The organism is Azospirillum sp. B2RO_4, assembly GCF_051124815.1.
GTDB lineage: Bacteria > Pseudomonadota > Alphaproteobacteria > Azospirillales > Azospirillaceae > Azospirillum.
Window position 1 is genome coordinate 1,828,704 of sequence record NZ_CP118485.1, and the last position, 13,323, is coordinate 1,842,026.

12 protein-coding genes are annotated in these 13,323 nt (G+C 68.3%); 6 read left to right on the plus strand and 6 right to left on the minus strand.

The genetic code is table 11. The features are described 5' to 3' along the window. Window positions 1–13 precede the first annotated feature (13 nt). A complete protein-coding gene (locus tag PWS46_RS08645) occupies window positions 14–397 on the minus strand; it encodes a 2Fe-2S iron-sulfur cluster-binding protein (protein WP_434613775.1) in 384 nt (127 codons plus the stop codon). 124 nt (window positions 398–521) lie between these two features. Here PWS46_RS08645 and pdeM point away from each other — a divergent pair, with 124 nt between their 5' ends. The 4 genes from pdeM to PWS46_RS08665 all read left to right on the plus strand — a co-directional run bounded on the left by pdeM (window position 522) and on the right by PWS46_RS08665 (window position 4,630). After that, window positions 522–1,259: a ligase-associated DNA damage response endonuclease PdeM gene (pdeM, locus tag PWS46_RS08650; protein ID WP_434613778.1), complete on the plus strand. Its 738-nt coding sequence runs from the start codon at window positions 522–524 to the stop codon at window positions 1,257–1,259. Between the two features lie 67 nt (window positions 1,260–1,326). Next, window positions 1,327–2,808: a cryptochrome/photolyase family protein gene (locus tag PWS46_RS08655; protein WP_434613781.1), complete on the plus strand. Its 1,482-nt coding sequence runs from the start codon at window positions 1,327–1,329 to the stop codon at window positions 2,806–2,808. A 200-nt stretch (window positions 2,809–3,008) separates the two neighbouring features. Continuing rightward, entirely contained in the window at window positions 3,009–3,479 is a 471-nt protein-coding gene (locus PWS46_RS08660) for a Fur family transcriptional regulator (protein WP_434613784.1), read from the plus strand. Further along, the gene (locus PWS46_RS08665; protein ID WP_434613787.1) at window positions 3,449–4,630 is read left to right on the plus strand and encodes a CobW family GTP-binding protein; all 1,182 of its coding nucleotides are present in this window, start codon (window positions 3,449–3,451) and stop codon (window positions 4,628–4,630) included. Before PWS46_RS08660 ends, PWS46_RS08665 begins: the two co-directional genes overlap by 31 nt. 164 nt (window positions 4,631–4,794) lie before the next feature. On the opposite strand, the gene PWS46_RS08670 is transcribed toward PWS46_RS08665, so the two are convergent. The 3 genes from PWS46_RS08670 to PWS46_RS08680 form a co-directional block, all read right to left on the minus strand. Continuing rightward, window positions 4,795–6,768: a M1 family metallopeptidase gene (locus PWS46_RS08670; RefSeq protein WP_434613789.1), complete on the minus strand. Its 1,974-nt coding sequence runs from the start codon at window positions 6,766–6,768 to the stop codon at window positions 4,795–4,797. Window positions 6,769–6,812: 44 nt separating this feature from the next. Further along, complete coding sequence (locus PWS46_RS08675) at window positions 6,813–8,492, minus strand: methyl-accepting chemotaxis protein (protein WP_434613791.1); 1,680 nt, start codon at window positions 8,490–8,492, stop codon at window positions 6,813–6,815. 180 nt (window positions 8,493–8,672) lie between these two features. Next, on the minus strand, window positions 8,673–9,278 hold the full coding sequence (locus PWS46_RS08680) for a gamma-glutamylcyclotransferase (protein ID WP_434613794.1): 606 nt from the start codon (window positions 9,276–9,278) through the stop codon (window positions 8,673–8,675). A 122-nt stretch (window positions 9,279–9,400) separates the two neighbouring features. On the opposite strand from PWS46_RS08680, the gene PWS46_RS08685 reads away from it, so the two are divergent. After that, the gene (locus PWS46_RS08685) at window positions 9,401–10,456 is read left to right on the plus strand and encodes a DUF2125 domain-containing protein (protein WP_434613797.1); all 1,056 of its coding nucleotides are present in this window, start codon (window positions 9,401–9,403) and stop codon (window positions 10,454–10,456) included. Window positions 10,457–10,605: 149 nt separating this feature from the next. After that, window positions 10,606–11,373, plus strand: a complete 768-nt coding sequence (locus tag PWS46_RS08690) for a class II glutamine amidotransferase (protein ID WP_434613800.1) — start codon at window positions 10,606–10,608, stop codon at window positions 11,371–11,373. Window positions 11,374–11,522: 149 nt separating this feature from the next. On the opposite strand, the gene PWS46_RS08695 is transcribed toward PWS46_RS08690, so the two are convergent. Together PWS46_RS08695 and PWS46_RS08700 are read right to left on the minus strand one after the other, a co-directional pair. Then, complete coding sequence (locus PWS46_RS08695; RefSeq protein ID WP_434613803.1) at window positions 11,523–12,740, minus strand: ATP-binding response regulator; 1,218 nt, start codon at window positions 12,738–12,740, stop codon at window positions 11,523–11,525. Window positions 12,741–12,860: 120 nt separating this feature from the next. Next, the gene (locus PWS46_RS08700; RefSeq protein ID WP_434613806.1) at window positions 12,861–13,310 is read right to left on the minus strand and encodes a DNA polymerase III subunit chi; all 450 of its coding nucleotides are present in this window, start codon (window positions 13,308–13,310) and stop codon (window positions 12,861–12,863) included. Between the last annotated feature and the right edge of the window lie 13 nt (window positions 13,311–13,323).

The following is a 13,323-nucleotide window of genomic DNA, read 5'->3' on the forward strand; positions in this document are numbered from 1 at the left end:
AGCCGCCCGCAGGTTACTTGCGCAGTTCCGGCTCCACGCCCGGCTCGCCGCTGAATTCGACGAGAATGGTCTCGTCACGGACGATGAACTGGCAGGCCAGACGGTAGGGCGGCGGGAGGTGGGCGTTCTCGGCCGCCTCCAGCAGGTTCCGGTTCAGCTTGCCGTTGACGGACAGGGTGACTTTCTCCTTTTCGGTCAGGTCGATGGCCATCGGAGTCTTCCCGTCCAGATAGCTCACCTTGACGAGGCAGGAGCCGCATTCGCCGTCCTGGCACTGGAACGGGATCGGGATGTCGTGCTTCTTCGCCAGCGCCAGCAGAGTGCCGGTATCGCCGGCGACAGCGTAGACGGTCATGTCCTTGGGCATGTTCAGGCCGGTGAACGTCACTGTGGCCATGGGTATCCTCCGGGTATGGTTGTGATCCGCCATGCCTCCACGGCGGCGGCCCGTCCGGCTGCAAACATCATGCCCATAAAAATTTCATGGATATTGGCCGCTTCCGATGATTGCCGGTAAACGAATGTTGTCAGCTTCCTCCCAAGTCCACAGGTCTGCCTGTCAGGGCGATGACAGCCGTGCCGCCTTGACCCTCCGCGGAGCCGACCTGCTGGCCGATCCATCCGGCGCGCTGCTGTGGCCGGCGGAAAGCATCCTCGCTGTCGCCGACCTGCATCTGGAAAAGGGGTCAGCCTTCGCCGCGCGCGGCCGGATGCTGCCGCCCTACGACACGCGGGCGACGCTCGACCGGCTGGGGGAGTTGATCGCGCGAATCCGGCCGGCGCGCGTGCTGTGCCTGGGAGACAGCTTCCACGACCGCCGCGCGGCGGAGCGGATGGACACCGCCGACGTGGAGCGGCTGCGCGGGCTGACCGCCGCCGTCGCCGATTGGGTGTGGATCACCGGCAACCACGATCCGGAGCCGCCGCAGGGCTTCGGCGGCCGGGTGGCGGCGGAGCTGTCCGTCGGCCCGCTGACCTTCCGGCACGAGGCCCAGCAGGGCGCGGTGGGCGAACTGTCGGGACACCTTCACCCGGCCGCCGCGGTGGCGCTGGCCGGACGGCGGGTGCGCGAGCGCTGCTTCGCCCATGACGGCGCCAAGTTGATCCTGCCGGCCTTCGGCAGCTTCACCGGCGGGCTGAACGTGCTGGACGCCGCCTTCGACGGGCTGCTGGCGCCGGGTTTCGAAGTGCTGATAACGGCGCGCGGCCGGGTCTACCGCTTCCCCTGCGCCCGTTTGTCGCCGGATCGCGCACGCTGACGCTCTGGCCGAAGCGTGAGCGCGGCCTATATCGGTGGATCCGGATGAGTCCAACCGAGCACCGCGCATGCCCGCCCCCATCATCGTCTGGTTCCGCAACGACCTGCGCCTTGCCGACAACCCGGCGCTGACCGCCGCCGCCCTGGCCTCTGCCGAGCGCGGCGCGCCGGTCATCCCGCTCTATATCCTGGAAGAGGAAGCCGGCGATCCCCCCTTGGATCCATGGGCGCTGGGCGGAGCGCAGCGCTGGTGGCTGCACGGCAGCCTGGAACGGCTCGCCACCTGCTGCGCACGCCACGGCTCGCCGCTGGTACTGCGCCGGGGCGAGCCGGGGGCCGTGCTCGACGCGCTGATCGCGGAGACGGGTGCGGAGTGCGTGCTGTGGAACCGCCGCTATACTCCCGCTCAGACTGCCCGCGATTCGGCGATCAAGACCCGGTTGAAGCAACGTGGCGTCGACACGCGCAGCTTCAACGCCGGCCTGCTGGCCGAGCCCTGGACCGTCCGCAACAAGAGCGGCGGTCCCTTCAAGGTCTTCACCCCCTTCTGGCGCCATCTGTCGGCCACGCTGAACCCGCCGCTGCCGACGCGTGCGCCGTCCGAACTGAGGGCGTCGGCGACCGCCCCGGCCAGCGACGATCTCGACGGTTGGGGCCTGCTGCCGACCAAGCCCGATTGGGCCGCCGGCCTGCGCAAGCGCTGGGTGCCGGGAGAGACGGCGGCGCTGTCCCACCTCGCCGATTTCCTCGATGGGCCGGTCGGGGTCTATGCGACGGAGCGCGACCGGCCGGACCGTGCCGGCACCTCCGCCCTGTCGCCCCATCTGGCCTTCGGGGAGATCGGGCCGCGGCAGGTCTGGCACGCCGCCCGCCATGCCGCCGACGCCCGGCCGGAACTGGCGCCCGGCATCGACGCCTTCCTGCGCGAAATCGGCTGGCGCGAGTTCCAATACCATCTGCTGCACCACGCGCCGGAGTTGCCCGATAGCCCGCTCGACCACCGCTTCGCCGACTTCCCCTGGCGCGACGATGCGGCGGGCCTGCGGGCTTGGCAGCGCGGGCGCACCGGCTACCCCATCGTCGATGCCGGCATGCGCCAACTGTGGGAGACCGGCTGGATGCACAACCGGGTGCGGATGATCGTCGCCTCCTTCCTGATCAAGGATCTGCTGCTGCCCTGGCAGGAGGGGGAGCGCTGGTTCTGGGACACGCTGGTCGATGCCGATCTGGCCCAGAATGCCGGCAACTGGCAGTGGGTGGCCGGCTGCGGCGCCGATGCCGCCCCCTTCTTCCGCGTCTTCAACCCGGTTCTGCAGGGCGAAAAGTTCGACCCCCAGGGCGATTACGTCCGCCGCTACGTCCCCGAACTGGACCGGCTGCCGCCACGCTGGATCCACCAACCCTGGGCCGCCCCGACCGAGGTGCTGCGGCAGGCCGGCCTCCGGCTGGGCGACGACTATCCGCGGCCGATCCTCGACCATGCCGTCGCCCGCGACCGCGCGCTGGCCCTCTACAACGAGCGCAAGGGCAAGGCGGAGTCCACGACCTGAGCGGCGATCTTCATTGAACGGTCACCACCGCGCCCGCAAACGGTCACGCGCCGTCGCTATCTTTCCGGCAGCGGCCCGGTGCGGCCGCGCCGTCCCAAAAAGAAAGAACAACCGCCACCTGACAAGGCGGCCCCTCCCCCGGGGCCGCCTTTTCCCTTGGCGCGTTGCAACAGCCGGCAGAGTGTTATAAAGTAACACCCATGTCCGCGCTTCACGACCATACCCACTGCATCGCCGATGCCCTGACCCGTGCCGACGCGCTGTGCGCCGAACGGGGGGCGCGGCTGACCGCGCTGCGCCGCCGCGTGCTGGAGCTGGTGTGGTCCAGCCACCGGCCGCGCGGCGCCTATGCGATCCTGGAGGATCTCAGCCAGCAGGACGGCAAGGCGGCGGCGCCGCTGACCGTCTACCGTGCGCTGGAGTTCCTGGTCGAACAGGGGCTGGTCCACCGCATCGAGTCGCTGAACGCCTATGTCGGCTGTGCGGCACCGGGGGATGTCCATTCCGGACAGTTCCTGGTGTGCGAGGCCTGCGGCGATGCCGCCGAGATCGACGATCCCGGCGTCGGCGCCGCCATCATCGCCGCGGCGGCCGAGCGCGGCTTCCGCGTCCAGCGCCCCACCGTCGAGGTGCGCGGCCTGTGCAAATCCTGTCAGGAGATTCCCCGTTGAGCGCTCCCGCCGCCCCTCCCGCCCGTCTTCCCGTCTCGGTGCTGACCGGCTTCCTCGGCAGCGGCAAGACCACGCTGCTGCAGGCGCTGCTGCGCAACCCGGCCATGGCCCGCACCGCCATCGTCATCAACGAGTTCGGCGAGGTCGGGCTCGACCATCTGCTGGTCGCCAAGGCGTCGGAGAACATGGTGCTGATGGACAGCGGCTGCCTGTGCTGCACCATCCGCGGCGATCTGGTCGACACGCTCCGCGACCTGTTCCTGAAGCGGGTGAAGGGCGAGATCCCCGAATTCGACCGGGTGGTGGTGGAGACGACCGGGCTGGCCGATCCCGCCCCGATCATCCACACCCTGATGTCGGACCCGCTGCTGGCCGCCCGCTTCCGCCTGGACGGCGTCATCGCCACGGTGGACGCCGCGCACGGCTCGCTCCAGCTCGACCGGCAGCCGGAAAGCGTGAAGCAAGCCGCCGTCGCCGACCGCATCGTCCTGACCAAGACCGACGTCGCCACCCCGGCGGCGACCGCCGCCCTGATGCAGCGCCTCGCCGCCATCAACCCGGCCGCCCCGATCATCCCCGCCGCCCATGGCGAGGTCGATCCGAACAAGCTGTTCGACGCCGGGCTCTACAACCCCGAGACCAAGAGCCCCGACGTCGCCCGCTGGCTGCGCGAGGAGGCCTATCGCGACGAGCAGGCCAAGGCGCATGGGCATCACGACCATGGCCACGATCACGATCATGGGCATGGGCACGGCCATGACCACGATCATGACCACGATCACGGCGACCATTGCGGTCCCGACTGCGGTCACGATCATCACCATGACGCCAACCGCCATGACGACCACATCCGCGCCTTCTGCATGGTGATCGACCGTCCGATTCCCTGGAACGGCTTCGTCGACTTCATGGAGGCGCTGATCGCCCAGGCCGGCGAGAACCTGCTGCGGGTGAAGGGCTTGCTGAACGTCCAGGAAAGCGAGCTTCCCGTGGTCGTCCACGGTGTCCAGCACATGTTCCACCCGCCCGTCCGCCTGGAGGACTGGCCCAGCGACGACCACCGCACCAAGCTGGTCTTCATCACCCGAGACGTCGGCCAGCCGGTGATCGAGCCGCTGTTCAACGGGCTGGTCTGGGGCGAGGGGAAGTAGAGAAGGTTATCGCTTTTGCTAGGTTAGACCCCCACCTAACCTCCCCCGCTGGGCGGGGGAGGGACTGCCGCAGCCTTTCTGAACAAGTACTTACCCCCTCCCCCGCCCAGCGGGGGAGGGTTGGGGTGGGGGCATCGTAAGCTGAACCCTAACCTCCCCCACCCTCACCGCCCCACCATCCGCCGCAGCGGACTGTCGCCGACCGCCCACACCCCGCGGTCCAGCGCCTTCGCGCCCTCAAAGACCAGCCAGCTCTGCCGCCCGTAATGCGGAAGCGGACGGACGAGCGCCTTCAGCGCCTCTGCATCCACGCCCGACACCACCAGCGCCGTGCGACCGTCCGCCGCGTGCGACACCCATACCCGCGCGCTGCCCCGCCCGGCCAGTTCCGGCGGCACCGGAGGCAGTCCGCGCGCCTCCAACTCCCGCGCCACAGCCGCGTCGGTGCCGACCAGCAACAGCGGCGCCACTCCACCAGCGCTTTCCCGACCGGCGCCGTCGATCAGCCGACCGGCCAACGTCCTTGCGGCCTCCGCCGCCTCGCCATCCATAGGGCCGTCAGCGGCAATCACCCGCTCCGTACCCGGACGCAGGGTCACGTCACGCAGGATCGGCGGCGCCTCCCCCGGCGCCAGACGGCGGAACAGGTCGAAATCGGGATCGACCGCCACCGCCCGAACCTCCGCTTTCGCGGGAATGCGCAACGTCGCCTGCCGGCTGTCGAGTTGGACGCTCCGCTCCTCCACCCCCGTCGCCGTTTCCAGCCGCACCGGCACGGTCAGGGCATAGGGCGTGTCAGCCTCCTGCCTCAGGGTCAGCTGCACACCGTCGCCATCGGCACGGGCATCGACCAGGGTCAGCATCGGCGCGCCCCGCCGCTCCACCCATTGACTGAACATGCCGCTCAGGTCACGGCCGGATGCCGCCTCGAAGGCATGGCGCAGGTCGGTCCAGCCGGCCGCCTGGAAGGCATGTTCGCTCCAGAAGCGGCGGATCCCGGCGTCGAAGGCGTCGTGCCCGATCTCCGCCTCCAGCATGTGGAACAGCATCGCCGCCTTGCCGTAGCCGACGATCTGCGAGGCATCGTGCGTCTTGGACAGGAACGCCGTCAGCGGTCGGTCGCGCTCGGCCGGCAGGGCGGCATAGTCGCGCAGCCAGTCCAGCCGCATCGCCCGCGCGGCATCGGCGCCGCGTTCGCGGGCGGCGGCATAATCGGCCATGTAGGTGGTCATTCCCTCCGCCCAATTGCCGCCCCCATCGACCCGCACGCCGTTGCCCCACCAGTTGTGCATGATCTCGTGGGTCAGCGATTGGCTGCGGATGAAGGGCAGCGGCAGGACGACGCGGCCGATGGCGGTCAGGCCGGGAAAGCCAAGCCCGACCGGCGGCGGAACCGACACGATGCTGAATCCGTCGAAGGGATAGGCGCCGATGCGGGCGGACCCGGCGGCGATCGCCTGCTCCGACAGGCCGAGATAGCCGTCGGCCAGCCCCGTCTGCTCCGGATGGCGGTAGAGCCGCAGTCGGAGGTCCCCAGCCATCCGCTCCTCCACCGTCCAGGGACCGGCGAAGACGGAGGGTTCCTCGACGCCGCGGCTTTCCTCGAACACCGCGCGATAGCCGGCGGCGTCGCGCGCCTCCTCCACCAGCCGGCCGGTGGCGACCGCGACATAGGGCGCCGGCACACGCACCGACAGGCGCCAGGTCGGCGGCTCCTCGACCGCGGTCACCGGATCGGGCAGCCAGCCGCCGAGCCCCAGCAGGAAGGCGCCCTCGCCATCCAGCGCAAGTCCGGTGCCGGCGGTAAAGCCCGGCAGCCGGCCGCCGTAGCGGAGCGTCACCGGTCCGCTTCCCTCCGGCACCTCCAGCCGCAACCGGTCGCCGCGCCGATCCACCGGAAGGCCCCTGTCACCGGCCCGCGCCTCCTGCAGCGTCAAGGCCGGATCCAGCCGAAGGGTCTGCGTCCCGGCCGGCAGGGTCAGCCGATCCACCGCCTCTATCCGGCCGGCCGCAGGATCAAGCGTCAGGTCGAGGTCGTGGTGCAGCGGGGCGGCACCGGCCGGGGCGATTGCGCCCAGGGCCAAGGCCGCTCCCGCCAGGATCCCCAGGATCGGGACCGGAATGCGCAGCTTCGTCATGCCCCTGAAGATGGGCGCCGGATCTTCGAAGGGCCAGCGCGGCGTCATGCCGCGCGGATGCTCTCCAGGAATCCGTCCACCTCGCGGCGCAGCCGGTCGGCGACGCCGGTCAGGAGCCCGGATTCATCCAGCATCTCGTTGGCCTTGGCGCCGGCATCGGTGGTCGCCTCGCTGGCGCCGGCGACGTTCATCGAGACCGCCTGCGCCCCCTGGGCCGCCTGATGGACGTTGGCGGAGATGTCGCGCGTCGCGGCCCCCTGCTGCTCCACCGCCGCGGCGATGGCGCTGGAGATGCTGGTCATCTCGCCGATGACATGGCCGATGTCGCGGATCGCCACCACCGCCACATTGGTTGCCTGCTGGATTTCCGCGATCTTTCTCTGGATGTCCTCGGTGGCGCGGGCGGTCTGGGTGGCCAGACCCTTTACCTCGCTTGCCACGACGGCGAAGCCCTTGCCGTGCTCGCCGGCACGCGCGGCCTCGATGGTGGCGTTCAACGCCAGCAGGTTGGTCTGCCCGGCGATGGAGTTGATGAGGCTCACCACCTCGCCCACCTCGTTGGCGGCCCGGACGAGGCCGTTCATCACCTCGTTCGTCTTGGTTGCCTCGGTCACCGCCTGGTTCGCCACGTCGTTGGAGGCGCTGACCTGCCGGCCGATCTCGCCGATGGAGCTGGACAGTTCCTCCGTGGCGCCGGCAACGGTGTTGACGCTGACCGCCGCCTCTTCCGCGGCCTGGGCGGCGGCGCTGCTGCGGCTGGTGGCGGTGCCGGTGCTGGCGGTCAGTGACTGGGCGGTCTGGCGCATGGTGCCGGCCGAGGCCGTCACCTGCCGCACCACCTCGCCGATCGACCGTTCGAAGCCATCGGCCAGCCTGGACAGCAGGGCCACCCTCTCGGCCTCCGCCTTGACGTGCATCTCCTCCTGCTCGGCACGCAGCCGGCGGTTTTCGAGCCCGCGTTCCTTGAACACACCGACTGTCGCGGCGATCAGGCCGATCTCGTCGCGACGACCGGTGTCGGTGACCTCGACGTCGAGATCGTCGTCGGCCAGCCGGCGCATCGCCGCGGTCAGCCGCGACAGCGGATGCGTGATGGAGCGGGCGATCCACAGCGATAGCAACAGCGCCGCGATGCCCAAACCACCACCGAGCAATCCGGCCTGCAGCGCATGACGGCGGAATTCGGCGTCGATGTCGTCGACATAGACGCCGGTGGCGACGATCCACTTCCATCCCGGCGTCATCTGCGAATAGGCGATCTTCGGGCTTGGCTGGGCCCCCGTCACCTTCGGCCAGGAATAGGAGACGTAACCGCCACCCTTGAGACCTTCTTCCACAAGAAGTTGCGCAAAGGGGATGCCATTCGGGTCCTTGGAGCCGCTGAAACTCCGTCCTTCGATTTGCGGCTGTCCACCGTGGACTTCAACCAAGCCATCGGTATCTGTGGCAAACAGATATTCGTTCCCGGCATAACGCATCGCACGCAAGGCGTTGCGCGCTGCGGTACGCGCCGCATCCTCAGACATCTCGCCCTTGGCGGCCCGGGTTTCAAAATCTATGACGACACCGATGGCCGCCTCGACAATCGAACGAACCTTTGCCTCGCTGGCCTCCTGTTGAGTGGCGTGAAGAGAAGAGAGAAGGATGGCGGCCACACCTATGATTGCGCAGAGCATAACTGCGGAAATGGTGAGGAATTTTTTTCTTATGCTGACGTTCTGCATTCGCACGACCTCCCGGATAGAATATTAGAATTCTATGGATTCGGTCGGTCAGTGTCAAAACGGAATAGTAGAAACAAAATTAAACGCCAAATACGTCAAAAGATTACAGGCCGCTAAGAGATTGATGGAAAATCATCACAATTGATCGAAAAGACTCCAAAAACAGATCCCAAGCCTAGATCAACCCGCATAGGCGCGCACCCGATCATACAACTTTGACAACCGGACATCGCAGATCTCTAGCTCTTTCAAGTGATCAACTGTGTTGGCCAAGTAATCGATGTTGGGCCCGCGCTGGCCGCAGCAGCCGGCGATGCGACAAACGACCGCAGCCTCGTCCAGGCCTCGGCAGTATTGCGGGTGGTTGCGGTCGACGACGAAGCAGCAGGCGCTGACCGACTCCAGCCCTTCCGCCGAGCGGCCGTCACGCAGGCGCACGCGCAGCAGCCTCGGCCGGTAGACCCGGCTGTCCATCTCGCGCTCCCACAGATAGTCGAGGGTCGAGGGCACCTCCGCCGCGGCCACCCGGAAGACGATGCCCCGGCAGGAGCCGCCGCGGTCCAGCCCCAGCACCAGCCCCGGCCGTTCCGGCGTTCCGCGATAGCGGTAAGAGGCGACGCAGAAGCTGCGGTGGTATCCCGCCAGGGTCGCCGCATGCCGCTCCGCGAACATGAAGCCGGGGTTCCACATCAGCGAACCATAGCCGAACACCCACAGGTCGGCGCCGGGTTCGATGGCGATGTCGCCGGTCCAGGCAGGAGTCGGAAGCGGTGAATCGGGAGCCATGGGAGATCGCAGGGGGAGGGATCGCTGGTGAATGGTTCGGAGCCGAATCGGAACCGACCGAGCCTAGCATGCGGGTTACGGGGTCGCTATAACGGTACGGAGATGGAACGGACATGCCACCGATGCGACCCAACGCCACCTCTTCCGCCCCACGCCGCCTGCTGACCGGGCGCCGGATCGCGACCATCCTGCTGCTGATGGTCCTTCTGCTGCCTGCCCTTTTCTATTCGCTGTGGTGGTGGCAGGCGGCCCGCTCCGTGCGGGCGGGGCTGGAGACCTGGGTCGCCGACCAGCGCGCCAACGGCGCGGTGGTCGAACATGGCGGGCTGACGGTCGGCGGCTTCCCCTTCACCCTGCGGGCCGAGTTGGAAAATCTCCATCTGGCGACCCGCGGCGCCGACTGGCAGGGCGCCGGCCTGGTGGCGGAGGCCGCTCCGTGGAACCCGACCCGCATCGCCCTCACCTTTCCGGGCGAGCAGCGCCTGTCCGTCATTCAGCCCGGTCAACCGCCCGTCGACGTTCTGGCCCCGCAGGGCGGCAGCGGTGACGTGACCATGCGGATGTCCGGTACGCTGGAGCGGCTTGCCCTGCACTTCACCGGCCTGACCGCGCGGGTCGCCGGACAGCCGGTGCCGGTCGCCGCGCTCGACGTCAGCGCCGCCCAGCCGGACCAGCCGCCGGCCGAACGCGGCACCGCCGGCCTGACCGTGACACTCAGCGCCGACGGGCTGACCCTGCCCAACGGTATGCCGCCGACGCTGGGCCGCGAAGTGAAGCGGACGGAACTGACCCTGCGCGTCATGGGTGCCCCGCCCCGGCCGGAACCGGCGAGCCTGTCTGCCTGGAGCCGCGACGGCGGCACGGTGGAGTTGGACCGGCTGGCGCTGGATTGGGGACCGCTGGGGGCGGTGCTGTCCGGCACGCTGGCGCTGGACGCCCAGTTGCAGCCGCAGGCGGCGCTGACGGCGGAGATCCGCGGCGCGCCGGCCATCCTGGATGCGGTGAAGCCGATGATGCGCCCGAACGAGGCCGCCATCGCCAAAACCGTATTGGCCATGCTGGCGCGTCCGACCGGCCCGAACGGCGAACCGGTGGTCACGGCACCGGTCACGGTACAGGACCGTGCGCTCTATGTCGGGCCGCTGCGCGTCGCGGCATTGCCCAAGCTGGTCTGGTGACAAGTATCGGGCGAAACCGCCGATAACCGGCGGAAATGCAACAGGTGGCGGCGGGCATGACGCTTCCATGACTCCGCCCCCTTGTTTCACACGGCGCATCCGGTCAAATTGACGCACTCCCTGTCGCGGCTGCCATGGTGCGTCGGTCGATGTGTCGGTTTCTTGCCTATTGCGGCGAACCCGTGTTCCTGGAAACGCTGGTCTGCACGCCCTGCCATTCCCTGATCGAACAGTCGATGCACGCCGCGGAGGCGAAGACCGAGACCAACGGCGACGGTTTCGGCGTCGGCTGGTACAGCGAGCGCACCGAGCCCGGCCGCTATTGCGAGATCCGCCCGGCCTGGTCGGACGAGAACCTGCAGTCGATCTGCAGCCATGTCCGTTCCCACCTGTTCTTCGCCCATGTGCGGGCAGCCACCGGCACCGCGGTCAGCCGGGCCAACTGCCATCCCTTCAAAGCCGGGCGCTTCCTGTTCATGCACAATGGGCAGATCGGCGACTGGCCCCGCCTGCGCCGCCGGGTGGAGGCGATGATCCCGGACGAGCTGTACAGCGCCCGCACCGGCACCACCGACAGCGAGGCGATCTTCCTGGCGGCGCTGGGACAGGGGTTGGAGCAGGAGTCGGTCGGCGCCTTCCAGCGCGTGCTGCATTCCATCCGCGACGAGATGCAGGCGCTGGACATCACCGCGCCGCTGCGCTTCACCGCCACCTGGACCGACGGCGAACGGGTGTGGGCGGTCCGCTGGGCCTCCGACGACAAGCCCCCGAGCCTGTATTGGCGCCGGGGTGAGAATGGCCTGATCGTGGTGTCCGAGCCTGTCGATGCCCAGCGTGACCAGTGGCGGCAAGTGCCCCCCAGCGGTGGGCTGGTGGCGCGCATCGGCGCGGCGCCGGAGATGTTCACGTTCCATTGATGGAGGGGGTGGATGCCCCCTCCCCATCCCTCCCCCACCTTCGGTGGGAGAGGGGGCAGGACACTTGCTGAAATCTTGCAAAGAACGGCGGCAGTCCCCTCTCCCGCATGAGCGGGGGAGGGTTAGGGAGGGGGCCCGACGCCCGCACCTCACCCCTCCAGCAACCGCTCCTTCGGCAGCAGGATCGTCACCGCCGTCCCCCGCTCCGGTGCGCTGTCGATCTCCACGCCGCCGCCATGCAGTTCGGCGAAGCGGCGGACGATGGGCAGCCCCAGCCCGACCCCCTCATGCTGTCGGACCAGCGAGCGCTCGGCCTGGGTGAAGGGGTTGAAGATGCGACCCATCAACTCGGCCGGAATCCCCGGCCCGTCATCGCGCACGGTCAGCCCGACGAAATTTCCGCGGTCCTCCACCGCGACGGCGACATGGCCGCCGGTAGGCGTGAACTTGACCGCATTGTCCAGCAGGTTCAGCACCATCTCGCGCAGCCGGCGGCGGTCGATGCGCATGCGGAAGGCGGGACAGGGATGGACGGCCAGCGTCAGCCGCTTTCCCGCCGCCTTTGGCGCCAGCATGTCGGCGCAGCCGGTCAGAATCTGGGGAATGTTGACATCGCTTTCCTGGATCTCGATGGAGCCGGTGGAGCCGCGGGTATAGTCCAGGATGTTGTTGACCATGGTCAGCAGCGACCGGCCGCTTTCCTCGATCAGCTTCACATATTCCAGGTAATCGGGATGGCCCAGCTTGCCCATCCCCTCCCCCGCCAGCACGTCGGCGAAGCCGATGATCGAGTTCAGCGGCGTGCGCAGCTCGTGGCTCATCACCGCCAGGAAATCCAGCTTGGCGCGGTCGGCCTTGCGCGCCGCCTCCAGCGCATCCGACAGTTCGGCGGTGCGCTCCGTCACCCGGTGTTCAAGCTCGCGGTTCTGTTCGGCGGCGCGGCGGTAGAGCTTGCGGATTTCCACCATGTTGCGGACACGGTGCAGAAGCTCCCAGGCGATGAAGGGCTTGGTAAGGAAATCGTTGGCGCCCAGTTCCAGCGACTTGCGCCGGGTCTCCTGATCGGTCTGGGCGGTCAGCACCAGGATCGGCACGTAATCGTCGCCGAAGATCGGCTTCAGCCGCTCCATCAGGTCGAAGCCGCTCATGTGCGGCATGCGGATGTCGATCAGCAGCAGGTCGAACGGCTCCGCCGCGCAGAGGTCCGGCACCTTGCGCGGATCGGTCTCGCCGCGCACATGGCGATAGCCGTCGTGGCTCAGGATTTCCCGCAGCAGGTCGACGTTGGACGGGTTGTCGTCCACGATCAGGATGCTCGCGTCCTTGACCTGCTGGGCGAGCGCCGGGTCGATCTGGCTCCTGTTCATCGGGAGCATGCACCTTTGAACCGTCGCGTGGGCATTTAGATTTGCCTCTGAACGGATCGAATGCAATCCGAAATGAGAGGGCCGGCGAAATGAACGGGCGGGCACCCGGCCCGGCACCGCTCAGGCCCGCTTTTCCCAGCCGCCGCGCTCGGTCTGCTGCCAGTAGGTCAAGCTGTGGCCGGCCGCCTTGCAGGCCTTCCAGCGCTGGCGGGCGGCCAGCACCGCCTCCTCGTCGTTGCCGTCGAACAGGTCGCAGACCAGTTCGAAGCCGTCCATCCGGTCGCTGACGCAGCCGTCCACCGTGACCAGCACGGTGGCGCCGTTGGGATTCTCGTCGGCGTCGGTCAGCCACACCGGCTGCTTGTCGGCGAAGCCGTCGCGCGCCGCCCCGTGCGGCAGGAAGGAGCCGGGATCGTAGGTCCACAAATGCTGGTTCAGCATGTCCACCCGCTCCGGCGAACCGGCCAGCACGACGGCGCGCCAGTTCCGCTCAAGAACCTTCTCCAGGATCTTGGGCAGCGCCTGCTCCATCGTGCGCCGTTGCAGGTGGTAGAAGCGGACTTCGGTCATGGCTCCTTCACAC